Origin of the sequence: Bradyrhizobium sp. B120, assembly GCF_049075665.1 — a bacterium.
In the GTDB taxonomy this organism is placed as follows: domain Bacteria; phylum Pseudomonadota; class Alphaproteobacteria; order Rhizobiales; family Xanthobacteraceae; genus Bradyrhizobium.
In genome coordinates this window covers 5,816,634-5,840,964 of sequence record NZ_CP185242.1, presented here as the reverse complement: position 1 = coordinate 5,840,964, position 24,331 = coordinate 5,816,634, and the positions used below count along the sequence as shown (strand labels likewise).

21 protein-coding genes and 1 pseudogene are annotated in these 24,331 nt (G+C 65.3%); 12 read left to right on the top strand and 10 right to left on the bottom strand.

The window, feature by feature from the left end; genetic code table 11:
• The first annotated feature begins 2 nt into the window (after window positions 1-2).
• From ACOIX3_RS27195 to ACOIX3_RS27180, 4 genes are read left to right on the top strand one after another with little or no spacing between them, the layout of a single operon-like run.
• The gene (locus ACOIX3_RS27195) at window positions 3-1,034 is read left to right on the top strand and encodes a branched-chain amino acid ABC transporter permease (RefSeq protein WP_420965067.1); all 1,032 of its coding nucleotides are present in this window, start codon (window positions 3-5) and stop codon (window positions 1,032-1,034) included.
• Window positions 1,031-1,783 carry an ABC transporter ATP-binding protein gene (locus ACOIX3_RS27190; protein WP_420965066.1) on the top strand — a complete coding sequence of 251 codons (753 nt, stop codon included), beginning with the start codon at window positions 1,031-1,033 and terminating at the stop codon, window positions 1,781-1,783. Before ACOIX3_RS27195 ends, ACOIX3_RS27190 begins: the two co-directional genes overlap by 4 nt.
• Window positions 1,776-2,492 carry an ABC transporter ATP-binding protein gene (locus ACOIX3_RS27185; protein ID WP_420965065.1) on the top strand — a complete coding sequence of 239 codons (717 nt, stop codon included), beginning with the start codon at window positions 1,776-1,778 and terminating at the stop codon, window positions 2,490-2,492. Before ACOIX3_RS27190 ends, ACOIX3_RS27185 begins: the two co-directional genes overlap by 8 nt.
• A gap of 19 nt (window positions 2,493-2,511) precedes the next feature.
• On the top strand, window positions 2,512-3,630 hold the full coding sequence (locus ACOIX3_RS27180; protein WP_342727975.1) for a cobalamin-independent methionine synthase II family protein: 1,119 nt from the start codon (window positions 2,512-2,514) through the stop codon (window positions 3,628-3,630).
• 127 nt (window positions 3,631-3,757) lie between these two features.
• Here ACOIX3_RS27180 and ACOIX3_RS27175 read toward each other — a convergent pair whose 3' ends face one another.
• Window positions 3,758-5,488 carry a caspase family protein gene (locus ACOIX3_RS27175; RefSeq protein ID WP_420965064.1) on the bottom strand — a complete coding sequence of 577 codons (1,731 nt, stop codon included), beginning with the start codon at window positions 5,486-5,488 and terminating at the stop codon, window positions 3,758-3,760.
• Between the two features lie 181 nt (window positions 5,489-5,669).
• Here ACOIX3_RS27175 and ACOIX3_RS27170 point away from each other — a divergent pair, with 181 nt between their 5' ends.
• The 3 genes from ACOIX3_RS27170 (at window position 5,670) to ahcY (ending at window position 9,911) form a co-directional block, all read left to right on the top strand.
• A complete protein-coding gene (locus ACOIX3_RS27170; RefSeq protein WP_298375366.1) occupies window positions 5,670-7,025 on the top strand; it encodes a hypothetical protein in 1,356 nt (451 codons plus the stop codon).
• Window positions 7,026-7,085: 60 nt separating this feature from the next.
• Window positions 7,086-8,282, top strand: a complete 1,197-nt coding sequence (gene metK, locus ACOIX3_RS27165) for a methionine adenosyltransferase (RefSeq protein WP_223969238.1) — start codon at window positions 7,086-7,088, stop codon at window positions 8,280-8,282.
• Between the two features lie 201 nt (window positions 8,283-8,483).
• Window positions 8,484-9,911 carry an adenosylhomocysteinase gene (gene ahcY / locus ACOIX3_RS27160; RefSeq protein ID WP_092115494.1) on the top strand — a complete coding sequence of 476 codons (1,428 nt, stop codon included), beginning with the start codon at window positions 8,484-8,486 and terminating at the stop codon, window positions 9,909-9,911.
• A 364-nt stretch (window positions 9,912-10,275) separates the two neighbouring features.
• Here ahcY and ACOIX3_RS27155 read toward each other — a convergent pair whose 3' ends face one another.
• From ACOIX3_RS27155 to ACOIX3_RS27140, 4 genes and pseudogenes are all read right to left on the bottom strand, one after another.
• Entirely contained in the window at window positions 10,276-11,082 is an 807-nt protein-coding gene (locus ACOIX3_RS27155) for an IclR family transcriptional regulator (RefSeq protein ID WP_420965063.1), read from the bottom strand.
• A gap of 29 nt (window positions 11,083-11,111) precedes the next feature.
• A pseudogene (locus tag ACOIX3_RS27150) lies at window positions 11,112-11,321 on the bottom strand (SDR family oxidoreductase); the annotation flags it as partial.
• 68 nt (window positions 11,322-11,389) lie between these two features.
• Window positions 11,390-13,117: an FAD-dependent oxidoreductase gene (locus ACOIX3_RS27145; protein WP_420965062.1), complete on the bottom strand. Its 1,728-nt coding sequence runs from the start codon at window positions 13,115-13,117 to the stop codon at window positions 11,390-11,392.
• A 10-nt stretch (window positions 13,118-13,127) separates the two neighbouring features.
• Window positions 13,128-14,330 carry an ABC transporter substrate-binding protein gene (locus ACOIX3_RS27140; protein WP_420965061.1) on the bottom strand — a complete coding sequence of 401 codons (1,203 nt, stop codon included), beginning with the start codon at window positions 14,328-14,330 and terminating at the stop codon, window positions 13,128-13,130.
• A gap of 358 nt (window positions 14,331-14,688) precedes the next feature.
• Between ACOIX3_RS27140 and ACOIX3_RS27135 the strand changes: the two genes are divergently transcribed.
• Window positions 14,689-15,618, top strand: a complete 930-nt coding sequence (locus ACOIX3_RS27135) for an aspartyl/asparaginyl beta-hydroxylase domain-containing protein (RefSeq protein WP_420965060.1) — start codon at window positions 14,689-14,691, stop codon at window positions 15,616-15,618.
• A gap of 87 nt (window positions 15,619-15,705) precedes the next feature.
• Here ACOIX3_RS27135 and ACOIX3_RS27130 read toward each other — a convergent pair whose 3' ends face one another.
• Window positions 15,706-15,861, bottom strand: coding sequence for a hypothetical protein (locus ACOIX3_RS27130; protein WP_198964751.1), 156 nt, complete (start codon window positions 15,859-15,861; stop codon window positions 15,706-15,708).
• 461 nt (window positions 15,862-16,322) lie between these two features.
• On the opposite strand from ACOIX3_RS27130, the gene ACOIX3_RS27125 reads away from it, so the two are divergent.
• Window positions 16,323-18,026, top strand: a complete 1,704-nt coding sequence (locus tag ACOIX3_RS27125; protein WP_420965058.1) for an NAD-dependent malic enzyme — start codon at window positions 16,323-16,325, stop codon at window positions 18,024-18,026.
• 36 nt (window positions 18,027-18,062) lie between these two features.
• Here the strand turns inward: ACOIX3_RS27125 and ACOIX3_RS27120 are convergent, their stop codons facing one another.
• Window positions 18,063-18,281 (bottom strand): hypothetical protein, encoded by a 219-nt coding sequence (locus ACOIX3_RS27120; protein WP_420965057.1) that lies wholly within the window; start codon window positions 18,279-18,281, stop codon window positions 18,063-18,065.
• A gap of 298 nt (window positions 18,282-18,579) precedes the next feature.
• On the opposite strand from ACOIX3_RS27120, the gene ACOIX3_RS27115 reads away from it, so the two are divergent.
• Both ACOIX3_RS27115 and ACOIX3_RS27110 read left to right on the top strand, forming a co-directional pair.
• Window positions 18,580-18,816, top strand: coding sequence for a hypothetical protein (locus ACOIX3_RS27115; RefSeq protein WP_420965056.1), 237 nt, complete (start codon window positions 18,580-18,582; stop codon window positions 18,814-18,816).
• Between the two features lie 180 nt (window positions 18,817-18,996).
• Window positions 18,997-19,263, top strand: a complete 267-nt coding sequence (locus tag ACOIX3_RS27110) for a hypothetical protein (protein WP_420965055.1) — start codon at window positions 18,997-18,999, stop codon at window positions 19,261-19,263.
• A gap of 60 nt (window positions 19,264-19,323) precedes the next feature.
• Here ACOIX3_RS27110 and ACOIX3_RS27105 read toward each other — a convergent pair whose 3' ends face one another.
• On the bottom strand, window positions 19,324-20,025 hold the full coding sequence (locus ACOIX3_RS27105) for a fumarylacetoacetate hydrolase family protein (RefSeq protein WP_229170116.1): 702 nt from the start codon (window positions 20,023-20,025) through the stop codon (window positions 19,324-19,326).
• A gap of 153 nt (window positions 20,026-20,178) precedes the next feature.
• Here ACOIX3_RS27105 and ACOIX3_RS27100 point away from each other — a divergent pair, with 153 nt between their 5' ends.
• Window positions 20,179-21,366 (top strand): dipeptidase, encoded by a 1,188-nt coding sequence (locus ACOIX3_RS27100; RefSeq protein ID WP_420965053.1) that lies wholly within the window; start codon window positions 20,179-20,181, stop codon window positions 21,364-21,366.
• Between the two features lie 3 nt (window positions 21,367-21,369).
• Here the strand turns inward: ACOIX3_RS27100 and ACOIX3_RS27095 are convergent, their stop codons facing one another.
• Window positions 21,370-23,181, bottom strand: coding sequence for an ABC transporter ATP-binding protein (locus ACOIX3_RS27095; RefSeq protein WP_420965052.1), 1,812 nt, complete (start codon window positions 23,179-23,181; stop codon window positions 21,370-21,372).
• 108 nt (window positions 23,182-23,289) lie between these two features.
• Window positions 23,290-24,303: a UDP-glucose 4-epimerase GalE gene (gene galE / locus ACOIX3_RS27090; RefSeq protein ID WP_420965051.1), complete on the bottom strand. Its 1,014-nt coding sequence runs from the start codon at window positions 24,301-24,303 to the stop codon at window positions 23,290-23,292.
• Window positions 24,304-24,331 lie beyond the last annotated feature (28 nt).

Below are 24,331 nucleotides of genomic sequence, written 5' to 3'. Positions count from 1 at the left end.
GCATGACCGCGCTGTCCGACGTCTCCACTCATGCGATGGCCAGCGCGCGCTGGCGGATCAGCGAGGTCGTGTTCTGGGTGCTGGCGCTGGCCAGCGCCTTCCTGTTCCCGTCGCGCTATCTGATCATGACCGACATCGTGCGGCTCGGCCTGTTTGCGCTGTCGCTCGACCTGATCCTCGGCTACGCCGGCATCGTCTCGCTCGGCCACGCGGCCTTCTTCGGCGTGGGTGCCTATTCGGCTGGGCTGCTGGCGCTGCACGGCATCGTCAACGAGCCCGTCATCGCGCTGGTTGCTGCGGGCCTCGTTGCGGCGGTGCTCGGCTTCCTGACCAGCTTCCTGGTCATTCGCGGCGTCGATTTGACGCGGCTGATGGTGACGCTCGGTATCGCGCTGCTTCTGGAAGCGCTCGCCGAACGCTTCTCGGATATCACCGGCGGCACCGACGGCCTGCAGGGCATCGAGATGCAGCCGATCCTCGGGCTGTTTGCCTTCGACATGTTCGGCAAGACCGGGCTCTTCTACTCGCTGATCGTGCTGTTCGTCCTGTTCCTGTTTGCCCGTCGCGTGGTGCATTCGCCGTTCGGCCTGTCGCTGCGCGCGATCAGGAACAATCCGCTGCGCGCGGCCGCAATCGGCATACCGGTCAACCGCCGCCTGATCGCGGTCTATACGCTCGCCGCCTTCTATGCCGGGATCGCCGGCGCGCTGTTCACCCAGACCACGGCGCTGGCCTCGCTCGACGTGTTTTCCTTCGAGCGCTCCGCCGATTTGATGCTGGTGCTGGTGATCGGCGGCACCGGCTATCTCTATGGCGGCCTGATCGGCGCCGTGGTTTTCAAGATGCTGCAGGAGCTGTTTCAGAGCATCACCCCGCAATACTGGCTGTTCTGGATCGGCCTCGTGCTGGTCGTGATCGTGATGGTCGGCCGCACGCGGATCCACCGCTGGGTGCTGTTCGTGCCGAACCTGATCATCCGCCAGTTCGCCGGCCGCAAGGCCGCCGTCGCCGTGCCGGAGAGTGATCCGTCATGACGATCGCGCTCGAAACCCGCGGCCTCGAGAAATCCTTCGGCGGTCTTCGCGTCACCCGCGATCTCTCGCTGAAGGTGATGCAGGGCGCCCGCCATGCGCTGATCGGACCGAACGGTGCCGGCAAGACCACGGTCATCAATCAGCTGACCGGCGTCCTGACCCCGAACAGCGGACGCATCCTGCTCGAGGGCAGCGACATCACCGGCCTCTCCGTGCACAAGCGGGTCCTCCGCGGGCTGTCGCGCACCTTCCAGATCAATCAGCTCTATCCCGACCTGACCCCGCTCGAGACCATCGGCCTTGCTGTCTCCGAACGAATGGGCCGCGGCGGCGACTGGTGGCGGCGGATGGGAACGCGCGACGACGTCAATGCCGAGATCGCCGAGATCCTGTCGCGCTTCCATCTGCTGGATGTGATGACCGAGCTCACCTCGACATTGCCCTACGGCAAGCAGCGCCTGCTCGAGATCGCGGTCGCGATCGCCGCCAAGCCACGCGTGCTGCTGCTCGATGAGCCCGCCGCCGGCGTGCCCGAGAGCGAGCGCCATGATATCCTGGCGGCGGTCGCAGCATTGCCGCGCGACGTCACCGTGCTGCTGATCGAGCACGACATGGATCTCGTGTTCTCCTTCGCCGACCGCATCTCGGTGCTGGTCAATGGTGGCTTGCTCACTGAAGGCGCACCCGACGAGGTCGCGCGCGATCCGCAGGTGAGGGCGGTCTATCTCGGCGAGGCGGCCGATGCCTGACTTGCTCTCCATCAAGGGCTTGCGCGCCGGATATGGCGAGGCGGTGGTGCTCCCCGACATGTCGCTGGCGCTTGCCGAGGGCCAGGTGCTGGCGCTGCTCGGCCGCAACGGCACCGGCAAGACCACGCTGATCAATTCGATCGTCGGCATCGTCAGGCGCTTCGGCGGCAGTGTCGCGCTCGCGGGCCACGACATCACGGCACTGCGGCCCGACCAGCGCGCCCGTGCCGGGATCGGTTGGGTACCGCAGGAGCGCAACATCTTCCGCTCGCTGACGGTGGAGGAGAACATGACCGCGGTGGCGCAGCCCGGGCCGTGGACGGTCGAGCGGGTGTACGAGATGTTTCCGCGGCTGAAGGAGCGGCGCGGCAATTTCGGCAACCAGCTGTCCGGCGGCGAGCAGCAGATGCTGGCAATCGGCCGCGCGCTGACCTTGAATCCGAAAGTGCTGCTGCTCGACGAGCCGACCGAAGGCCTCGCGCCGATCATCGTTGAGGAATTGTTAAAGGCGATCGGAACCATCACGCGCTCGGGTGGCATCTGCTCGATCATCGTCGAGCAGAATGCACAAAAGATTCTCGGGCTCGCCGACCGCGTTGTGATATTGGAGCGCGGGACGATCGTGCATGATGCGGCAAGCAGCGCGCTGAAGGCCGATCCCGCCGTCCTCGAGCGCCATCTCGGCGTCGCCGGGACCAAAAAACACTGACGCCCGCAGGGAGTTGACCATGCAGCGAACCAAGCCCCCGTTCCGCGCCGACGAGGTTGGCAGCCTGTTGCGTCCGCCGAAGATCAAGGAAGCGCGCGCCAGGCTGGAGAAGGGCGAGATCTCGGCCGACGAGCTGCGCAAGATCGAGGACATGGAGATCGAGAAGGTCGTGCACAAGCAGGCCTCGGTCGGTCTCAAGCTTGCGACCGACGGCGAGTTCCGCCGCTCCTGGTGGCACTTCGATTTCCTCAGCCACCTGACCGGCTGCGAGCTGTTCCACCCCGACATGGGCATCCAGTTCGCGGGCGTGCAGACCCGGCACGATGCCATCCGGGTGATCGGCAAGCTCGACTTCTCCGATCATCACCCGATGCTCGATCACTTCAGGTTCCTGAAGAAGTACGCCGACCAGGCCCATGTCACCCCGAAGATGACGATCCCATCTCCGGCGGTGCTGCACTTCCGCGGCGGCCGCAAGTTGATCTCGAAGGAGGTCTATCCCGACCTTGAGGAATTCTACCAGGACCTCGGCAAGACCTATCGCAAGGCGGTGAAGGCGTTCTACGACGCCGGTTGCCGTTACCTGCAATTCGACGACACGGTGTGGGCCTATCTGTGCTCGCAGGAGGAATTGCAGAAGTCGCGCGACCGCGGCGACAACCCCGATGGCCTGCAGGAGATCTATGCCCGTGTCATCAATTACGCGATCGCCGATCGTCCGTCCGACATGGTGATCACGACGCATGTCTGCCGCGGCAATTTCCGTTCGACCTGGATTTCCTCCGGTGGCTACGAGCCGGTCGCTGAGACCATGCTGGCCGGCACCAATTACGACGGCTATTTCCTCGAATATGATTCCGATCGCGCCGGCGGCTTCGAGCCGCTGCGCTTCCTGCCGAAGGGCAACAAGGTCGTGGTGGTCGGCGTCATCACCTCGAAGTTCGGCGAGCTCGAGAAGAAGGACGACATCAAGCGGCGGCTTGAGGAGGCATCGAAGTTCGCGCCGATCGAACAACTCGCGGTGTCGCCGCAATGCGGCTTCGCCTCGACCGAGGAGGGCAACATCCTCTCCGAGGAAGAGCAGTGGGCCAAGCTGCGGCTCGCGGTCGAGGTCGCGAACGAGGTGTGGGGGAAGTGACGCGCTAGCGTCATTCCGGGATGGTGCGCGAGCACCAGACCCGGAATCTCGAGATTCCCCGGGGCGCAATTGCGCCCCTGAGGTTCGCGCTGCGCGCGCCCCGGGATGACGGTGCTCAAGCGCACCGTCACTGCTCCGCCAGATAGACCTCGCCAAGCAGCGAGGAGTTCGACCACGGCACCTGCTTGCCCTTGGTCGCGGCGACGACCTCGGCGCGGACCCGCGTCAGCATCTGCTGCACTTCGAGGCCGGGCGTGCCGACATGGCGCGACAGCGCCGCCGAGAACGGGCTGTTGGCGCCTTCGCCGTCGAGTGCGACCTGGCCCGGCGCCGTCGCGAACGCGATCAGCGTGCCGGCGCCGAGCGTCGAGCCTGATCCGAGCGAAGCGGGCGCGGCAAGGCCGGAGCCGGCCTCGATGCCGCGGCTCGGGCCTGCGGATGCCACCTGCGGCGCCATCGGATTATTGCGGCAGGCATCGAGGATCAAAATGTTGGTGCGGATCTGGTCGTCGAGGCCGGCCATGATGGTGTCCATGTCGACCATCGCGTCGGTCATGCGGCCGCCCGCCTTGAACTCGATATCGACCGGCACAAGGTAGTTGCGGCCGTCCACCTGCACGCCGTGACCGGCGTAGTAGACCACGGCGATCTGCGACCGCGCCGCCTCGCGCAGGAAATCGTGGATCGTCTTCTGCATCGCGTCGCGATCGAGATCGAGACCTTCCGAGACGGTGAAGCCGATGTCGCGCAGGCTTCTGGCGATGGCGCGGGCATCATTCGGTGGGTTGGGGAGTGCCTTCACATGCGCATAGGCGCCGTTGCCGATCACCAGCGCGACGCGCCGGCCGGTTGCGGCGGCCTGCACACGCGCCGCGGGTGCGGCCGGAGCTGCTGACGCAGGCGCCGGCGGTGCGGGCGCAGGGCTGCTCTCGGCGGCAGGCGCTGCCGCAGTCTTGCGCGGCGCTGCGTCGGCTTCCCTCAGCAGCGCGAGCCGCACCTTGGCGGTGGCCTGGTTGGCCTTGCTGCCGGCATCGGAGGCCTGGCCCTCGAGCACCGAGGCGTAGTCCTCCTTGGCGTGCGCCGCATCGCCCTTCGCCTCATAGGCGAGGCCGCGCTGGGTGTACGCCGAGATCAAGACGCTGCCGGGCGGCGTCATGATGTTGGCGGGCGCCTTCGCCTTCGCCAGCCGGATCGCTTCCGTCGTATCCGTAATCGCGCGCGCGATGTCGCCCTTGGCGCGCCAGATCACGGCGCGGCTGATCAGCGGCTGCGGCAGCGACGGATCGATCCTGACCGCCTCGTTGATGTCGGCGAGCGCGCCGTCGAGATCGCCGAGCGCCTGCTTCGAGGCGCCGCGGTTCTGATAGGAGAACGCCGACTTCGGACCGGCCTTGATCGCGGCGTCATAGTCGGCGATCGCCTTGGCGTAGTCGCCCTTGCCGCGATAGGCGTTGCCGCGGTTGTGATAGATGATGCCGCTCGGCGGCCCCATGCGCAGCGCGTCGTTGAAGTCGGCAATCGCGATGTCGTACTCGCCCTTGTCGTAATAGGCCGAGCCGCGCAGGTTGTAGACGGCAGTGCTCGGCTTCAGACGCAGCGCCTCGGTGGCGTCAGCGATCACCTGGGCGTAGTTGCCTTTCTTGTTCCAACCGACAGCGCGCCAGAAATGGATCGTCGCGAGCTTCTCGCCGGAAAACACCTTCAACGCGATGATCTTGGTGCAGGCGTCGATCATCTGGTCGGCCGGCGTGGTGTCGGTCGTACAGAGTGGGCCGAGCTGGGCGCGCGTCTGGGCGAAGCAGGGCGCCGACCACAGCACGGTCGCGAGCAGGCAGGGGATCAGCAGCAGGCGGTGCATCGGTCATCCAGAGGTAAGGCCGTCACGGTGGTCGGCGGCGAGGCGGTCCAGGAGGTATCCATGACTGTTTGGTGATCGGCTGTGGAGGGGGGTTCAACTGGTGGGAAAATGGTGGTAAGACCTCGCCGCACACTATCTCTGCCCACTCTTGTCCCACTGGCCGCTGCCCACTCCAGGCACCATGAAGAACGACGAAATCCTCAGTCAGATCACGGATTTCTGCCGTCACTCCGACATGGCGGAGACGACATTCGGCCGCCGTGCCGTCAACGACGGCAAACTGGTGCACCGGCTGCGCGAGGGCAAGCGCATCACCATCGATACGCTCGACCGCATCAATGCCTTCATTGCGACCTCGACGCCGGGCGGCGTGGCGCCGCCGCGCGGGCTCGTGGTGCCGCCGGAAAAGCGCGATCCGAGGGGCAATTTCCGCTTCTTCGAGAACCGACAGCGCTATCTGCTGTTCGTGCACACCTGCAGCGAGAAGCGGGTGATCGCCGACCGGGTCGCGCTCGAGCTGGCCGCCATCCACCCGCGGCCGCCGGCGCTGCGGGTGTTCGATGCCGGCATGGGCGACGGCACCGTGCTGGCGCGGGTCCTGCGTGCCATGCATGGCCGCTTCCCACATATGCCGTTCTATGTCGCCGGCAAGGAACTGAGCCTGGAGGACGTTCGCCTCACCCTCGACAAGGTCCCTGACCGTCTGTTCGAGCACCCGGCCAGCGTCTTCGTGTTCACCAATATGTATTACGCCGAGGCGCCCTGGCTGACGCCCAAGAACTCCGCGGCGGCCGCCAGCATGATCTGGCACGAGGTGGCGCTCCGGGGCGCTTCCTCCGGCGAATTCGAGACCCAGATCGCGGAACTCGGTCCATTCCTGGAGCAGAACTGGCGGGCCAACCTCAGCCCCGGCAATGCGATGCCGATCTATGAGCGGCCGGTGGCGCTGGTGCTGTACCGGGACGATCACCGGTTCCTGCTCGATTCCATCATTCCCCGCGCAGGCCGGACCGAGGCCAATTTCGACCTCGTGATCGCCTCGCAGCCCTATCGTGCCAAATCCTCGGTGAATTTCCGCGCCAAGCGGATCATCGCGCCGCTGGCCCGCGCGCTGCGCGGCGGCGGACGGCTGATAGGAATCCACTCCCACGGAAGCGATCCCGCGCTTGAAATCATTCAAGCCGTCTGGCCCGGAGAAAATCCTTTCGCCGTCAGCCGTCATGAGATACTGCGCGCGGTGAAATACGAGTTGGGCTCGGCCGGCCGCGAGCTGAATTTCAACGCCTACGCCGATAACCGTTCGATCTTCCGATATGATATGGAAGCGCTGCCTAATGAGGTGACCGGCTCGATCGGAACCTCGACCGCCTTCGCCGCCTGGAACGCAGCAGTGTATGTCGCGCAGATCGAAGATGAGCGGTTGACTGAAACGACCGAAAACGGACGAGCTCTCGAGGCCACACGCGAGGTTCTCCGTAAACACAACGGGCTGTGGTTTTACGACGAATCCTACGTCATCTCGCGGCGACGAGACTGACATTCCGGGGACATATTCACCAACCAACGTCGGACTTCGACGAAACAAGGGGTTTGCTTGATGCGCGCGTCTTATCTCTTCACCAGCGAGTCGGTCTCGGAAGGCCATCCGGACAAGGTCTGCGATCGCATCTCGGATGAGATCGTCGATCTGTTCTATCGCGAGGGGCCGAAGGCGGGCATCGACCCGTGGCAGATCCGCGCGGCGTGCGAAACGCTCGCGACCACCAACAAGGTGGTGATCGCCGGCGAAACCCGCGGTCCGGCCTCGGTCACCAACGAGCAGATCGAGGGTGTGGTTCGCTCCGCGATCAAGGACATCGGCTACGAGCAGGACGGCTTCCACTGGAACACCTGCGACATCGAGATCCTGCTGCATCCGCAGTCGGCCGATATCGCGCAGGGCGTCGACGCGCTGCAGCCGGGCGAGGTCAAGGAAGAGGGTGCCGGCGACCAGGGCATCATGTTCGGTTACGCCACCAACGAGACGCCGGACCTGATGCCGGCGCCGATCTTCTACGCCCACAAGATCCTGCGGCTGATCTCCGAAGCGCGCCACTCCGGCAAGGAGAAGGTGCTCGGTCCGGACTCCAAGAGCCAGGTCACCGTGCAGTACGAGAACGGCAAGCCGGTCGGCGTTCGCGAGATCGTGGTGTCGCACCAGCATCTGGTCGAGGACCTCTCGTCCAGCCAGATCCGCGACATCGTCGAGCCCTATGTGCGCGAGGCGCTGCCGAAGGAGTGGATCAACGGCAAGACGATCTGGCACATCAATCCGACCGGCAAGTTCTTCATCGGCGGTCCCGATGGCGACTCCGGCCTGACCGGCCGCAAGATCATCGTCGACACCTACGGCGGCGCGGCTCCGCATGGCGGCGGCGCGTTCTCCGGCAAGGATCCGACCAAGGTCGACCGCTCGGCCGCCTATGCCGCGCGCTATGTCGCCAAGAACATCGTCGCGGCCGGTCTCGCCGACCGCTGCACGTTGCAGCTCGCCTACGCGATCGGCGTGGCGCGTCCGCTGTCGATCTACATCGACACCCACGGCACCGGTAAGGTGTCGGAGGATGAGCTCGAGAAGGCGGCAGCCAAGGCGATGGATCTGACGCCGCGCGGCATCCGCACCCATCTCGACCTCAACCGCCCGATCTACGCGCGCACCTCGGCCTACGGCCATTTCGGCCGCACGCCGGACAATGAGGGCGGCTTCTCCTGGGAGAAGACCGATCTCGTCGAGCCGCTGAAGCGCGCGCTCTGACGCTCTCACCTCGCCCCGCTTGCGGGGAGAGGTCGCCACGAAGTGGCGGGTGAGGGGGACTCTCCGCGAATTCAGTGCGCGGATGGAGCCCCTCACCCCAACCCTCTCCCCGTAAGGACGGGGAGAGGGAGTAGGCCGCGCCGCAGGGCGGTTGGCTCGCTTTGTTACTGACACGCTGAACACACCGACCAGGAAAACAACATGAACGCCCCCACGAAGCCCGGCTTCACCGACTACATCGTCAAGGACATTGCGCTCGCCGATTTCGGCCGCAAGGAGATCTCGCTGGCCGAGACCGAAATGCCCGGCCTGATGGCCACCCGCGAGGAGTTCGGCCCCAAGCAGCCGCTGAAGGGCGCGCGCATCGCGGGCTCGCTGCACATGACGATCCAGACCGCCGTGCTGATCGAGACGCTGGCTGCGCTCGGCGCCGACATCCGCTGGGTCTCCTGCAACATCTATTCGACGCAGGATCACGCCGCCGCCGCGATCGCCGCGGCCGGCATTCCGGTGTTCGCCGTGAAGGGCGAGACGCTGACCGAGTACTGGGACTACACCGCAAAGCTGTTCGACTGGCATGGCGGCGGCACGCCGAACATGATCCTCGATGACGGCGGCGACGCCACCATGCTGGTGCACGCCGGCTACCGCGCCGAGCAGGGCGACACCGCCTTCCTCGACAAGCCGACCTCCGAGGAAGAAGAGATCTTCTACGCGCTGGTCAAGCGTCTCCTGAAGGAGAAGCCGAAGGGCTACTTCGCCGAGATCGCCAAGAACATCCAGGGTGTTTCGGAAGAGACCACCACGGGCGTGCATCGCCTGTACGAGATGGCCAACAAGGGCACGCTGCTGTTCCCGGCGATCAACGTCAACGACAGCGTCACCAAGTCGAAGTTCGACAACCTCTATGGCTGCCGCGAGTCGCTGGTCGACGGCATCCGCCGCGGCACCGACGTGATGCTGTCGGGCAAGGTCGCGATGGTCGCGGGCTTCGGCGATGTCGGCAAGGGCTCGGCCGCCTCGCTGCGCCAGGCCGGCTGCCGCGTCATGGTCTCCGAAGTCGATCCGATCTGCGCGCTGCAGGCGGCGATGGAAGGCTACGAGGTCGTGACCATGGAAGACGCGGCGCCGCGCGCCGACATCTTCGTCACCGCGACCGGGAACAAGGACATCATCACCATCGAGCACATGCGCGCGATGAAGGATCGTGCCATCGTCTGTAACATCGGTCACTTCGACAACGAGATTCAGATCGCTTCGCTGCGCAATCTGAAGTGGACCAACATCAAGCCGCAGGTCGACGAGATCGAATTCCCCGACAAGCACCGCATCATCATGCTGTCGGAAGGCCGCCTCGTGAACCTCGGCAATGCGATGGGCCACCCGTCCTTCGTGATGTCGGCCTCGTTCACCAACCAGACGCTGGCCCAGATCGAGCTGTTCGCCAACAACAAGGACGGCAAGTACGCCAAGAAGGTCTACGTGCTGCCGAAGACGCTCGACGAGAAGGTCGCTCGCCTGCACCTCGCCAAGATCGGCGTCAAGCTGACCGAGCTGCGCAAGGACCAGGCCGACTACATCGGCGTCAAGCAGGAAGGTCCGTACAAGTCGGATCACTACCGCTACTGATCTGCGCTGACCGCGATCGATGAAGTGAAGAGCCCCGGCATCGTCCGGGGCTTTTTTGCTGTGCTGACTTGCAGGCGGCTCTCTCCATTCGTCGTCTTGGCTTTCGCCAGGACGACGCCGATTGTGTGGCGCGGCTCACATCCACAACCGTCGTCCCTGCGAAAGCAGGGACCCATAACCACAGGGTTGTGTTGTTGAAGGGGGCTGCGGCCCCAGGGTCGCGTAACAACTGCCATTTGTGGTTATGGGCCCCGGCCTTCGCCGGGACGACGATGAGGATGGTTCTGGGTTCATGATGTCGAACAGCCAAGCTCTCGGTGCAATCACCCGCGCATGTGCATGAGAGGGCGGCTGAACACCCTGATCACTTCGCCGCAATATCGATACCCCGCACCGTGCCGTGCCCCAGCTGCCGCGAGATGTCGTTCGCACAATCACGCAGCGCGGTTGCGATCGCGCTGTCCCAGTTGGCGTCGAAGGTGCCTTCCGGTCCCATCGCGGTGATGACCAAAGCGACGTGGCCGGCGTGATCGAACACCGGCGCGGCGAAGGCGTTGACGCCGGGCAGGGGATCGCCGATCGCGCGCGCGAGCCCGCGGCTCTGCACCTCGGCAAGCATCTCCGTGGTCTTCGCGGTGATGGTCTCGCGTTTCGGATTGTAGCCGACGCCGAGGCGATCGAGGCCGCTTTCGAGCGCTGTTTTGACGGCGTTCGGCGGCATGAAGGCGGCGAAGGCGCGGCCGGTCGCGGTCTCGAGCAGCGCCACCACCGAGCCGACGCGCATCGCGATATGCACGGGATGGCTCGGCTCCTCGAGCCGCACCACGGTCGCGCCGTGGGTGCCCCAGACCGACAGCGACACCGCATGATTGATGCTGTCGGCGAGCGCGGCGATCCGCGGCGTCGCGATCCGCACCGCGGAGAGCCGGCGCAGGCTGATCAGGCCGAGCTCGAGCGCGAGCGCCCCGATCTCATAGCGGCCGGTGGTCTCGTCCTGCTCGATCAGGCCGATGCGGGAGAAGCTCACCAGATAGGGATGCGCCTTGGCCGGCGGCATGCCGGCTTCGCGGGCGAGATCGCGCAGCATCATCGGCTCGCCGCTGCGGGCCAGCGCGCGGAGCAATTCTCCGCCGACCTCGATCGATTGTATGCCGCGGCTTTCTCTCGTCATGTCGCCCTGCCAACTCTTCGACAATGTGCTTATACGGCGAGAAACCCTCCGTCGACCGGCAGGGTCACGCCGTTCACATAAGATGCCAGCTCCGACGCGAGGAACACCACCGGGCCGACCAGCTCCTCCGGCTGTCCGACGCGGCCGAGCGGCGTGCGGCCCAGAAAGCCGGCGAGCCGGGCAGGGTCGTTGCGGGTCGCCTCGGTCATCGCGGTCTCGATCACGCCGGGCGCGATGGCGCGTCCGTTGCCGTGCGCGGCGCCGGTCACCAATGCGTGCTTGCCCGCAAGCAAGGTCGCCATCGTGCTCATGCCGCGCTTCTTTCTGCCGCTGCATCGGCGATGTGCTTGCCCGCGATGTAGCCGAAGGTCAGCGCGGGGCCGAGCGTGATGCCGGCGCCGGGATAGTTGCCGCCCATGATGCTCGCCATGTCGTTGCCGGCGGCATAGAGGCCGGCAATCGGCTGGCCGTCGGCGTCGAGCGCGCGGGCATTGGCGTCGGTCCGGATGCCGGCATAGGTGCCGAGATCGCCGACCACCATCTTGATGGCGTAGAACGGCCCGTGCTGGATCGGCGCGATGCACGGATTGGGGCCGTGCAGTGCATCGCCCTGATAGCGGTTATAGGCGCGCGAGCCCTTGCCGAAGGTGGGATCGCGGCCCTCTGCCGCGGTTGCGTTGAACGTTGCGACGGTCCCCTCGAGCGCTTTCGCATCGATGCCGGCCTGCGCGGCAAGCTCGGACAGCGTCGCGCCGCGCTTGAGATAGCCGGTCTTCAAATGGTGGCCGAGCGGCATCGGGCGCGGCGGCACGCAGCCGAGGCCGTATTTGCGTAACGTCTCGTGATCGCAAAGCAAGAAAGCCGCGATCTCCTCGCCGGGCTTCGCCGCCTTGATCATCGCCTGCACGAAGTCGTGGTAGGAATTGCCTTCATTGGCAAAGCGCTTGCCGTCGCGCATCACCGCGATCACGCCGGGTTTGGCGCGATCGATGAAATGCGGCATCACGCCCTTCGAGCCGTCCTTGCGGGTGGTGACCGAGACCGGCACCCAGGCCGCCGCATTGGGGAGCGAGTCCTCGACGCGGCCGCCGGCGGATTCCGCGAGCCGTAGGCCGTCGCCGGTGTTGCCGGTCGGACCCGGCGAGTAATGCTCCTTGCCGGTCGGCGCGTGCGGAAACATCTTCTGCCGCCGCGCGACATCATGCGGAAAGCCGCCGCAGGCGAGCACGACGCCGCGCTTGGCGTTGACGCGGATGGTGCGGCCGTCGCGCGCGATGATCGCGCCGCGCACCACGCCGTTCTCGACGATCAATTCGCGCACCGGCGAGTTGAGCCAGAGCGGGATCTTGAGGTCGAAGGCGGATTTCGCCAGCCGGCCGGCCAGCGCATTGCCGTTGGTCAGCGTCATGCCGCGGCCGTTGCGCACCACGTCGATGGCGTGCTTCGACAGCCGCTTGGCGACATAGGCCGCCGAGGTCAGCGACCGCGTCGCGCGCATGAAGTGGACGATCTCCTTGCCGGAGCCGAGCATCATGCCGAACACGGTGAGTTCGGGTAGGGGGCTGCCGAGATTTTTGAGGGCGTCGCCGAGCTCGTGGGCGTCGAACGGCCGCGTCACCATCGAGCGGCCGCCCTGCGCGCCGCCGGGCGCTTCGGCATGATAGTCCGGGAAGGTCAGCGGCATGTCGAAGCGCACCGCGGTCTTGGTCGTGAAGAAGTCGACCGCCTTCGGCCCTTCGCTCAGGAACGCATCGACGCGCGCAGCATCGAAGCTGTTGCCGGCCTCGTGGCGCAGATAGGTTTTGGCCTGATCGGGGCTCTCCTCGATGCCCCAGGCCTTCGCCAGCGAGGTGCCGGGAATCCACAGCCAGCCGCCGGAGCGCGCGGTGGTGCCGCCGAAGCGCGGCTCCTTCTCGACGACGAGGACCTTCAGGCCATGATGGCCGGCGGTGACCGCCGCCGACAGCCCGGCGCAGCCGGAGCCGACGACGAGCGCGTCGCAATCATACGTTTCTTGCGTTTCTTCGTTGGCCACGCGATCGATCCTATTTCTTGAGCAGCGGGCACTTCGACTCGGACACCGGGCGGAAGGCGTCCTCGCCCTTCACCGTCTTGATGATGTCGAGATAGTCCCACGGCTCCTTGGATTCCGAGGGCTTCTTCACCTTCGCCAGATACATGTCGCGGATGACGCGGCCGTCCTCGCGCAGCTTGCCGCCATGCACGAAGGTATCCTCGATCGGCAGCTCGCGCATCTTGGCCATCACCGCTTTCGGATCATCGGTGCCGGCGGCCTGGATCGCCTTCAGATAATGCAGCACCGAGCCATAGACGCCGGTCTGGATCATGGTCGGCATCACATTGGTGCGGGCGTAGAATTTCTTCGACCAGGCGCGCGTCTTCTCGTCCATGTTCCAGTAGGACGCCGTCGTCATGTAGGTGCCTTGCGCGGCGTTGAGGCCGATCGCATGCACGTCGGTGTCGAACATCAAAAGGCCGACCAGCTTCTGGCCGCCCTGCACGAGGCCGAACTCGCCGGACTGCTTGATCGAATTGTCGGTGTCCTGGCCGGCATTGGCGAACGCCACCACATCGGCCTTCGAGCTCTGCGCCTGCAGCGCGAAGGAGGAGAAGTCGGCGGTGTTGGTCGGATGGCGCACGCTGCCGAGCACCTTGCCGCCCATCTCGTTGATGAAACGCGTCGCGTCCTTCTCGAGCTGCTGGCCGAAGGCATAGTCCGCGGTGATGAAGTACCAGGACTTGCCGCCCTCCGCGATCACTGCCGAGGCCGTCACCTTCGACAGCGCGTAGGTGTCGTAGGTGAAGTGCACGGTGTTGGGGCTGCACAGCTCATCGGTGAGCGAGCTCGCGCCGGGGCCGGACAGCAGGGCGATCTTGTTGCGCTCGCGCACCATGTTGTGGACGGCGATCGCAATGCCGGAGTTCGGGATGTCGACGACCGCGTCGACCTTGCCGTTGTCGAACCAGCCGCGCACGATCTGCACGCCGACGTCGGTCTTCATCTGGTGGTCGGCGGAGATGATCTCGATCGGCTTGCCGAGCACGGTGGGGCCGAATTCCTCGACCGCCATCTTGGCCGCCTCGACCGAGCCCGGGCCGGAATTGTCGCGCCCCCAGCTCGACAGGTCGGTCAGCACCCCGATGCGCACGACGTCATCGGAAACCTGGGCGTGCGCGGCCGTCGTCATCGCTGCGATCGTGGCCGCCGCCAAAAAATGTCTCATCATTCCTCCTGCTGGATGTCCTCTTGGATGTCCCCGTTCTTCGGCGGGTCGCAGAATTAGGTATTATCTAATCAATTTGTCAATGGCGAATAATGTGTCCTCGATGCCACAGGCTCGATCCTGCAATGGCGCGGCGCTTCAAATCGGTGAGCGAACGCTTACATCGTTCTGCCGGGCGACACCGCGGCGGGCTTCCGGCCCACGCCGGATATCGCCGCAGTGCCAAGTCAGGATGAAACAAGGGGAGTTTTCGCGGTCGGCGTTGCGCTTCGCCGCCCGGGGCTAAGCCGCCCATCGAGGGTCCAGGCTGCTACGGGGCGGTGCATGGAGAGCATCGGCGCGCTGCGATCATAGACGGACCATGTTGAGACAACTCTTTGCGCCGCAGCTCGTCATTCTCTACGTGCTGGTGGCCTCTACGCTCTACGTCCACTTCCGCGGCAAGCAACGGCTGCGGTTCGCCCGCCAGCTCGGCGATCACTCGACCTACCTCGCGCCCTACAATGTGCTGATGTATGCGGGCTCCGCCGTGCCGAACACGCCGGTGATCCCGGTCGAGCAGTTTCCCGAGCTCAACAAGCTCTCCGACAATTGGGAGACGATCCGCGACGAGGCGACGCGCCTGTTCGACGAGGGCTTCATCCGCGCCGCGGCCAAGAACAACGACTGGGGCTTCTATTCGTTCTTCAAGAGCGGCTGGAAGCGCTTCTATCTGAAATGGTACGACGACTTCCTGCCGTCGGCGCGCACACTGTGCCCGAAGACGGTGGAGCTGCTAAACTCGATCCCGAACGTGCACGGCGCGATGTTTGCGATGCTGCCGCCCGGCGGCAAGCTCGGGGCGCATCGCGATCCCTTCGCCGGCTCGCTGCGCTATCACCTTGGCCTGGTGACGCCGAACTCGAACGCGTGCCGCATCCTGGTCGACGGCGTCGAATGCGTCTGGCGCGACGGCGAGGCCTTCATGTTCGACGAGACCTTCATCCACAGCGCCGAAAACAGGACCGACGTCAACCGCATCATCCTGTTCTGCGACGTCGAGCGCCCGATGAAGTACGGCTTCATGACCCGGATCAATCGCTGGGTCAGCCACAACATCGTCAAGGCGTCGGCCACCCAGAACGTCGACGGCGAGCATGTCGGCGCGCTGAACAAGGTGTTCAGCAAGCTCTACGAGATCCATCTCGCCAGCCGCAAGGTCAAGGAGTGGAACCGGAACGTGTACTACACGCTCAAATATTCTGCGACCGCGCTGATCCTCGGCCTGATCGTGGTGTCGGCGCTGCGGTGATCGCAGCGGTATTACCGCGTTGAAAGCAAAAGCCCCGGAGCGATCCGGGGCTTCTTGTCTGGGGTGTGAGCTGTGAAGCGAACAGCATCAGTCGCGCTCGAAAACCTTGGCGCCGGGGTAGACGCGCCTGGCATAGGCGACGACCCACTCCCGGTTCTGGGTCTCCAGGAACGGCGTCCGGATCGTGCACGACCCGACGATGAGATGCCACAGGCCGTTCAGCTTCTGAATGTTGACGATCATCTGAGTGTTCCTCGAAGAACCCGCGTCCGTGTCGGCACTTGCTTCCCGTGATAGTGCTGCGCTTTTCACCCCGGAGCAGTGATCCCGATCACAGATTTCGGAACGCTGCGCCCGCAGTCGTTGGTCGCCCGTTGGAGTGACCGCGAGTATAAAAATCGCCCGCCATCGCTCAACTGTACAAGCGTAGGTACAGGGCATCACAAGGAATCAGAGAGGCCATACCAAGGTATGTTGATGTCGGTCCGGAGGCGCAGCGGGAGCGCGCTGCCTCAGTCCGGACGAACACTGATGGCCGCTTGGCCGACACTCCGCCGGGATGATGCACTCTTCTGCGAGGTCCATCTCGCCGGCAGCGACGCCGGCGCCGTTCAACTTTGCCCGGCGCGGCGCCTTCGCGCTCCGATCCGTTACACGGGCGTGATAGGGTCGCATCAGGCATTTCGCATCGAGGGGACCTTGTCATGTCGGAGACTACTGGAGCTTTTGCGACGACTGCGCTGAGCGGTTACGAGCTGTTGGCTGATCCGCAGTTGAACAAGGGCACGGCGTTCTCCGAGGCCGAGCGCGAGGCGTTCGACCTGCATGGCCTGCTGCCGCCCAATATCTTGACGCTGGACGAGCAGGTTTCGCGCCGCCTCGAGGCGTTGCGCGGCTACGAGACCGACATCGAGCGCTATGCCTTTCTGCGCGAGCTGCAGGACACCAACGAGACCCTGTTCTACGCGCTGCTAGTCGAGAATCTCGAGGAGCTGTTGCCGATCGTCTACACGCCGACCGTCGGCGAGGGCTGCCAGAAATTCAGTCGGCTGTTTCGCAAGCCGCGCGGGCTGTTCCTCAGCATTCCGCACCAGCACCGGATCGACCGCATTTTCGCTCATCCGCGCTTCGATCATGTCGAGGCCATCGTGGTGACCGATGGTGAGCGCATCCTCGGCCTCGGCGACCAGGGCGCCGGCGGCATGGGCATTCCGATCGGCAAGCTCGCGCTCTACACCGGCTGCGGCGGCCTGCACCCGGCGACGACCTTGCCGATCTTGCTCGACGTCGGCACCGACAATCCCGATTGCCTGGCCGATCCGCTCTATATCGGCTGGCGCAACGAGCGCGTCCGCGGTCAGGCCTATGACGACTTCATCGAGGCGTTCGTCTCGGCGGTGGTGAAGCGCTGGCCGCGCGTCCTGCTGCAATGGGAGGATTTTGCCAAGAACAACGCGACGCGCATGCTCGAGCGCTATCGCGACCGGCTCCTGACCTTCAACGACGACATTCAGGGCACCGCGGCGGTCGCGACCGGCGCCTTGCTCTCCGCGATCAACGTCACCGGCGTGCCGCTGACCGAGCAGCGCGTCGCGGTGTTCGGCGCGGGCTCCGCCGGCTGCGGCATCGCCAGCCTGATCCGCGCGGCGATGGTCGACGCCGGCCTGTCGGAGGGCGAGGCGGCGAAGCGCTTCTTCATGGTCGACCGCGACGGGCTGCTGCTCGAGGGTATGAGCGGGCTCGCCCCGTTCCAGTTGCCGTTTGTCCAGAGCAAGCAGGCGATCGCGGGCTGGCAGCTCAACCATCCCGACAAGATCGCGCTGCTCGACGTCGTGCGCAACGCCAGGCCGACCGTGCTGATCGGTGTCTCCGGGCAGGCCGGCGCGTTCTCCGAGCCGATCGTCCGCGCGATGGCCGAGTGCAACAAGCGGCCGGTGATCTTCCCGCTGTCGAACCCGACCTCGCGCGAGGAAGCGACGCCTTCCGATATCGAAGCCTGGACCGAGGGACGGGCGCTGATCGGCGTGGGCAGCCCGTTCCCGCCGATCACGCGCGACGGTGCGCGCTTCAAGGTCGACCAGACCAACAACTCCTACATCTTCCCGGGCGTCGGCGTCGGTGCGCTCGCGGTCGGCGCCAGCCGGGTCAGCGACGGGATGTTCATGGCCGCCGCCAAGGCGCTGGCCAGCGTCTCGCCGGCCCGCAACAACCCGAAGCACAATCTGCTGCCGCCGGTCAGCGCTCTACGTGATGTCTCGCTGACGGTGGCGCTGGCGGTCGCGCTGCAGGCGCACAAGGAAGGGCTCGCCACGGATATTCCGATCGACCAGGTCGAGGCGCGCATCCAGGCCAAGATCTGGACGCCGCGCTACGTTCCGTATCGGCGCACCGGAGCAGGCGCTTCCTGATCGCGGAGGCAGGTCGCATGCTGCGGTGCGTGTATCCTAGCAGCCGCGGCAAATGCCCTTGATCTTGCGGTCGACGATCGCGTCCTCCTGATCGATGATCTGCTGCGATGACGCCGCCGCCGCCGGAATGTCGGCGGCGCGCGGCTGGCGATGACCGACCGGCGCCGACCATGGCCGCGTCGCGGTTTCATTTGAGGCAAATGCACTGGGCTCCTGAACCGTCGCCTGTGCGAAGCCGGAGGTCGTCACTGCCACGGACAGGATTGCAGCCAGGCCAAGTGTTCTGCCAAGTCCTCTGCCAAGTCCTGTGTCAAGTCCTGTGCCGAGTCGCCGAAGATCGATCATGAGAATCTCCATACCGTCATCGCCGCGTTCGCGCGCGGCCTTGATGAAATGGAGTGTCACTCGCGTTCTGGTATTCCCCGGTCCGTCGAACGTGATGAGGCCGCTCGCGGTTCGGTGATCGCGCGTGATGAAATAATTTCGCGGCGTCCACAGTCATTGGTCACAGGAGCCGAGCTTGGTCGGCTTCATCCACGTGCGGAGAAACCCGATGACCAAATTGACCTTCGTGACGCTTGCTCTGGTTGCGGCAGCTGCGTTCTCGGCTCAGGCGTCCGCCGCCAGCAACAATGCTGCGGTGCGGCGCGCCCATGCTTCGATGACGACGACAACGACGACGACGCCGGTCAGCAGCAAGACGACTGATTGCGTGCGCGCGCCGAACGTCGGATCGTTCGCAACTGCGCCCTTCACTGAGCCGCCCTGCATGCCCGGCACGATGCGCTGACCACGCGCAGCGGAAAGCCCCGGACCTCTGGTCCGGGGGTTCCCGGGCGATGCGATGTCGCCCGGAAGTGGCCGCGGAATGGGCGTGACCTACCTCACAGCGAGACCAGTGCGATCGTGCGAAGTGTGCGGCGTCGGAGCTGGCGCATGGTGCCCCGGCCCGAGTTCAAGGAGACGTCGCATGACACGCAATTCGCTTCTTGCCTTCGCTGCCGTTGTCGCGTTCGGCGTTACCGCGCTGAGCTCTGCGCATGCCGGCGGACTTCACATGGCGCCGCCGAAGAATGTGGGCGCGAAACTGCCCCCGGGCGGTTCGGGCGGCCCGCATCGCCAGCCGGTCGATCCGCCGCCCTATCTCGGAACTGATTACAGCGGTGACAGTGCCGGTGGCAGCGGAGGCGGCGGATATCTCGGCGACCCCAACCATCCCGGCCACGAGCAATTCTGAAACAGCGACGGCCCCGAACCAGGTTCGGGGCCGCGGTCTGCCGGTGGATCGGATCCGGAGTTACTCCGGCTTGCCGATCGATACTTTCAGCGTGCCGACGCCGTCGACGCCGCATTCGAGCTTGTCGCCGGGTTGCAGCTGCGACACGCCGGCGGGCGTGCCGGTCATGATGATGTCGCCGGCGGCGAGCTTCACCTGCTGCGAGAGCTGCCAGATGATCTCAGGCACGTTCCAGATCAGTTCGGTGAGGTCGCCCTTCTGCGCTTCCTTGCCGTTGACGGTGAGCCAGATCTTGCCGCTGGAGGGATGGCCGATCTTTGAGGCCGGCTGGATCGCGGAGCAGGGCGCCGAATAGTCGAACGACTTGCCGATCTCCCAGGGCCGCTCCTTCTTGCGCGAGGCGATCTGCAGGTCGCGGCGGGTCAGGTCGATGCCGACGGCATAGCCGTAGACATGCTCGAGCGCCTTGTCGGCGGGAATGTTGAGCCCACCGCTCTTCATCGCCACCACCAGCTCGACCTCGTGATGCAGGTCCTTGGTCAGCGGCGGATAGGGGATCGTCGCACCGTCCGGCACCAGCATGTCGGCATGCTTGCCGAAGAAGAACGGCGGCGCACGCTCGTCATTGCCCATCTCCCTGATATGCTCGAGATAGTTGCGGCCGACGCACCAGATGCGGCGGACCGGATAGGTGCCGGATTCGCCGACGACGGGGAGCGAGGGCTGCGGGGGAAGCGGAATGACGGTGGAGGCGGCGTTCATGAACGGGTCCCGGAGGGTTGAAGGAGGGAGCGCGGGCCGTATTTACGCGGTTACGGCGCTGGGGGCTAGGGGCCGCGGCTGCACCAGGCGCAGACGTGAGGCCAGCTTTCCGCCGGGCGCGGCCGCCCTTGGCCGGCGAGAGCGGTGATGCCGATGCGCAGATGGCTTTCGATCGGCCTAGCCCTGATTGCCGCTGTCTTGTTCGCCTCTGCTGTTCGCTTTTTTGTGGTGACCCCGGAACGGATCGACCGGGGGCAGAACAAGGTCCAGCGCGTGGCCCTGGATATCACGCCCGCCGCGCAGGCCTTGCAGGCGACGCTCGACGTAGCGGACATGCACGCGGACAGCCTGTTGTGGAAGCGCGACCTGATCGCGCGATCCGATCGCGGCCATATCGACCTGCCACGCCTTATCGAGGGCCGCTACGCGTTGCAGGTGTTTTCGTCGGTCACCAAGTCGCCCGAGGGCCAGAACTATGATGCCAACGCCGGCGACACCGACACGATCACGAACCTTGCGATCATCGATCTGCAGCCGATGCGGACGTGGTTCTCGTTGCTGCAGCGCTCGCTATGGCATGCGGAGAAATTGCGCAGCTTCGCCGACAAGTCCACTGGGCGGCTTCGCGTGATCACGACACCGGCCGACATCGATCGCCTGCTGGCGGATCGCGAGAACGGCATGACGGTGGTTGGCGGAATGCTGTCGATTGAGGGCCTGCACGATCTCGAGGGCAACATCGACAATCTCGACGTGCTCTACGCTGCCGGATTCAGGATGGCCGGTCTCGCGCACTTCTTCGACAACGACGTCGCAGGCTCGATGCACGGCGTGGCAAAGGGCGGCCTGACGCCGCTCGGCCGGCAGGTGGTGCAGCGGATGGAGGCGAAGGGGATGATCGTGGATCTCGCCCATGCGAGCCACGCGGCGGTCGCCGACGTGCTGGCGATGGCGACGCGTCCGGTGGTCTCGAGCCATGGCGGCGTGCAGGCGACCTGCAAGGTCAACCGCAATCTCACCGATGAAGAGGTCCGGGGTGTCGCGCGGACCGGCGGCGTGGTTGGCATCGGCTTCTGGCAAGGTGCGGTCTGCTCGCTCGATCCAATCAATGTCGCGCGGGCGATTGCCCATGTCCGCGACCTGGTCGGGATCGACCATGTCGGCCTCGGCTCGGATTTCGACGGCTCGACCACCACGGGATTCGATGCGAGCGGGATCGCCGCCGTGACCCAGGCGCTGATGTCGAGCGGGTTCTCCGAGGACGACATCCGCAAGGTCATGGGCGGCAATGTCCTGCGCGTGCTGCGCGCAGGCCTTGTCGCCAAGGACGAGAAGGGATGAACCTCAGCCGGTGGCGCTGATCGGCGCCAATGCCAGCGGCGACGGGTCGTGGTGATGCTGCAGGCGGAAGAACGAGGCGTAGCGGCCGCCGCGGCGCAGCAGATCCTCGTGACGCCCGCGCTCGACGATCTCGCCGCCCTCGACCACCAGGATCGCATCGGCGTGCATGATGGTGTGCAGGCGGTGCGCGATCACGATCGTGGTGCGGCCCTGGCAGAGATGCTCGATCGCCTCCTGCACCTGCTTCTCGGACTCCGAGTCGAGCGCGGCGGTGGCTTCGTCGAGCAGGATGATCGGCGCGTTCTTGACCAGCGCGCGGGCGACCGCGATGCGCTGGCGCTGGCCGCCGGACAGTTGCGTGCCGTGCTCGCCGACCGGGGTGTCGTAGCCGAGCGGGAAGCTCATGATGAAGTCGTGCGCGCAAGCGGCCTTGGCGGCGTCGACGATCTCGGCCTCGGTGGCGCCCGGCTTGCCGAACGCAATGTTGGCGCGGATGGTGTCGCGGAACAGATAGACGTCCTGGCCGACATAGGCGGTCTGCCGGCGCAGCGACTTGCGCGAGACCGACAGGATCGACTGTCCGTCGATCAGGATGTCGCCCTCGCGCGTCTCGTAGAAGCGCAGCAGCAAGGCGAGCACCGTCGATTTGCCGCCGCCGGAGGGGCCGACCAGCGCGGTGACCTTGCCGGGCTCGGCCATGAAGCTCAAGCGGTTCAGCACCGGCTCACCGGGCCGATAGGCAAAGCTGACGTCGCGCAGTTCGATCCGCGCATCGGAGAGCTTGAGCGCCGGCTTGTCGTCGTCGGCCTGCTCGCTTGCCGGGCTGTCGACGACTTCGAGCAGCATCCGCGCGCCGACCAGCTGGCTGTTGAGATCGATGTTGAGGCGCGCCAGGCGCTTGGCGGGTTCGGTCGCCATCAGGAAGGCGGTCAGGAACGTGAAAAACTGGCCCGGCGTGGAACCGAGCGCCACCACGCTGTAGCCGCCATACATCAGGCAGCCGGCGACCGCGAAGCCGCCGAGCATCTCCATCAGCGGGTTGGAGCGGTTGGCGACATGCGCCATCTTGTTGGCATTGCGCTCGACGATCGCGATGTTCTCGTCGATCCGCTGCTGCATGGCGTCTTCCAGCGTGAACGCCTTCACGGTGCGGATGCCCTGCAGCGATTCCTGCATCGTCTCCATGATGTCGGCGGTGCCGGTGAACTGGTTGTAGGCGAGGCCCTTGATCCGCTTCACCAGCTTGCGCAGCACCAGCATCGCCGGCGGCACCGCCACCAGCCCGATGAACGACATCAGCGGGTCCTGCCAGACCATGACGGCGATCATGCTGATCAGCATCAGGAAGTCGCGGCCGATCGCATTGACCAGCATGTTGAGCACGTCGGTGATCGACTTGGCGCCGGCGGTGAGCCGCGCCAGGAATTCCGACGAGTGCCGCTGCGAGAAGAAGCCGATGCTTTCGCTCATCAGCTTGGAGAATAATTGCCGCTGGTTGTGCGCCAGGATGGCGTTGCTGATCTTCGACAGGATCACCATGTGGCCGTAGGTCGCCACGCCCTTGATGAACAGCAGCACCACCGTGACCCCGGCAAACATCGCGATGCCGGGGATGTTCTTGTCGACATAGGCTTGGTTGATCACCTGGCCGAGCACGTAAGTGGCGCCGGCCGTCGAGCCGGCCGCAACGGCCATCAGGGCGAACGCCGTCAAATAGCGCCGCCAGTAGGTGATCCCCTGTTCCGTGACCAGACGGCGAATCAGGATCGCCGCGCCATAGGGATCGTCGGTAATTTTCTTTGGAAACTGAGCCATCCGCGTTCCATTGACGGCGGGCAGCGCCGGCCGTCAGGGTTGCGGACCTCCTTGCCCGCTTGGCGGGGCTTTTTCAAGCACAATAACTGGTTGATAACGGCTTGATTTTTAGGCCGATTCTGCCTGTCGCGCGGCACCCCCGCGCTCCCGGAACAGCTTCTCCTCCCAGGCCAGCGCATGGCTCGCGATGGTCTCGAGATCGTCATACCGCGGCGTCCAGTCGAGCAGCGAGCGGATCCGGGTCGTATCGGCCACCATGGTCATGATGTCGCCGGGCCGGCGCGCGGCATAGGCGACCGCGAAATTGCGCATCGAGACCCGGCGCACCGCCTCGATGGTCTCGAGCACGGAATAGCCGCGGCCGTAACCGCAGTTCATCGTCACCGATTGCCCGCCGGCGCGCAGATAGGACAGCGCCGAGCGATGCGCCTCGACGAGGTCGCTGACGTGGATGAAGTCTCTGATGCAGCTTCCGTCCTGGGTCGGATAGTCGGTGCCGAACACGTCGATCTTGGCGCGCTGGCCGGTCGCGGCCTCGACCGCGATCTTGAGCAGATGGGTGGCGCCGATGGTGGCAAGACCGACGCGGCCCTTCGGGTCGGCGCCGGCGACATTGAAGTAGCGCAGCACGACGTAGCTCATGCCATGGGCGGAGGCGACATCGTGCAGCATGATCTCGGTCATCAGCTTCGACGAGCCGTAGGGCGACAGCGGACGCGTCGGTGCGATCTCCGGCACCGGCACCTGGTCCGGATTGCCGTAGACGGCCGCGGTCGAGGAGAAGATGAAGCGGTTGACGCCGCCCTTCACCGCCGCGTTGAGCAGGCTGCGCGTCGTCATGGTGTTGTTGCGGTAGTAGCCGAGCGGATCGCGCATCGAGTCCGGCACCACGACTGAGCCCGCGAAATGGATGATGCTGTCGATGCCGTGCTGTGCGATCACGCCCTCGACGAGGTTCTCGTCGCCGGCGTCACCGATGAACAGCGGAACACCTTCGGGCAGGAACGCGGAGAAGCCGGTGGAAAGATTGTCGACGACGACGACGCTTTCGCCGGCATCGACCAGCGCATGAACCATGTGACTTCCGATATAGCCGGCACCGCCGGTCACGAGCACGGTCATGGATAGAGCTCTCCCGATATCTTTAACC

What these genes read in the sequence shown, in the direction of transcription:
- ACOIX3_RS27110 (WP_420965055.1), top strand. Translation starts at nt 18,997, where the DNA reads ATGACACGCAATTCGCTTCTTGCCTTCGCTGCCGTTGTCGCGTTCGGC.
- ACOIX3_RS27185 (WP_420965065.1), top strand. Translation starts at nt 1,776, where the DNA reads ATGCCTGACTTGCTCTCCATCAAGGGCTTGCGCGCCGGATATGGCGAG.
- ACOIX3_RS27180 (WP_342727975.1), top strand. Translation starts at nt 2,512, where the DNA reads ATGCAGCGAACCAAGCCCCCGTTCCGCGCCGACGAGGTTGGCAGCCTG.
- ACOIX3_RS27105 (WP_229170116.1), bottom strand. Translation starts at nt 20,025, where the DNA reads ATGAACGCCGCCTCCACCGTCATTCCGCTTCCCCCGCAGCCCTCGCTC.
- ACOIX3_RS27135 (WP_420965060.1), top strand. Translation starts at nt 14,689, where the DNA reads ATGTTGAGACAACTCTTTGCGCCGCAGCTCGTCATTCTCTACGTGCTG.
- ACOIX3_RS27115 (WP_420965056.1), top strand. Translation starts at nt 18,580, where the DNA reads ATGACCAAATTGACCTTCGTGACGCTTGCTCTGGTTGCGGCAGCTGCG.
- ACOIX3_RS27195 (WP_420965067.1), top strand. Translation starts at nt 3, where the DNA reads ATGACCGCGCTGTCCGACGTCTCCACTCATGCGATGGCCAGCGCGCGC.
- ACOIX3_RS27130 (WP_198964751.1), bottom strand. Translation starts at nt 15,861, where the DNA reads ATGATCGTCAACATTCAGAAGCTGAACGGCCTGTGGCATCTCATCGTC.
- ACOIX3_RS27095 (WP_420965052.1), bottom strand. Translation starts at nt 23,181, where the DNA reads ATGGCTCAGTTTCCAAAGAAAATTACCGACGATCCCTATGGCGCGGCG.
- ACOIX3_RS27140 (WP_420965061.1), bottom strand. Translation starts at nt 14,330, where the DNA reads ATGATGAGACATTTTTTGGCGGCGGCCACGATCGCAGCGATGACGACG.
- ACOIX3_RS27100 (WP_420965053.1), top strand. Translation starts at nt 20,179, where the DNA reads ATGCGCAGATGGCTTTCGATCGGCCTAGCCCTGATTGCCGCTGTCTTG.
- ACOIX3_RS27125 (WP_420965058.1), top strand. Translation starts at nt 16,323, where the DNA reads ATGTCGGAGACTACTGGAGCTTTTGCGACGACTGCGCTGAGCGGTTAC.
- metK (WP_223969238.1), top strand. Translation starts at nt 7,086, where the DNA reads ATGCGCGCGTCTTATCTCTTCACCAGCGAGTCGGTCTCGGAAGGCCAT.
- ACOIX3_RS27155 (WP_420965063.1), bottom strand. Translation starts at nt 11,082, where the DNA reads ATGACGAGAGAAAGCCGCGGCATACAATCGATCGAGGTCGGCGGAGAA.
- galE (WP_420965051.1), bottom strand. Translation starts at nt 24,303, where the DNA reads ATGACCGTGCTCGTGACCGGCGGTGCCGGCTATATCGGAAGTCACATG.
- ACOIX3_RS27190 (WP_420965066.1), top strand. Translation starts at nt 1,031, where the DNA reads ATGACGATCGCGCTCGAAACCCGCGGCCTCGAGAAATCCTTCGGCGGT.
- ACOIX3_RS27170 (WP_298375366.1), top strand. Translation starts at nt 5,670, where the DNA reads ATGAAGAACGACGAAATCCTCAGTCAGATCACGGATTTCTGCCGTCAC.
- ahcY (WP_092115494.1), top strand. Translation starts at nt 8,484, where the DNA reads ATGAACGCCCCCACGAAGCCCGGCTTCACCGACTACATCGTCAAGGAC.
- ACOIX3_RS27175 (WP_420965064.1), bottom strand. Translation starts at nt 5,488, where the DNA reads ATGCACCGCCTGCTGCTGATCCCCTGCCTGCTCGCGACCGTGCTGTGG.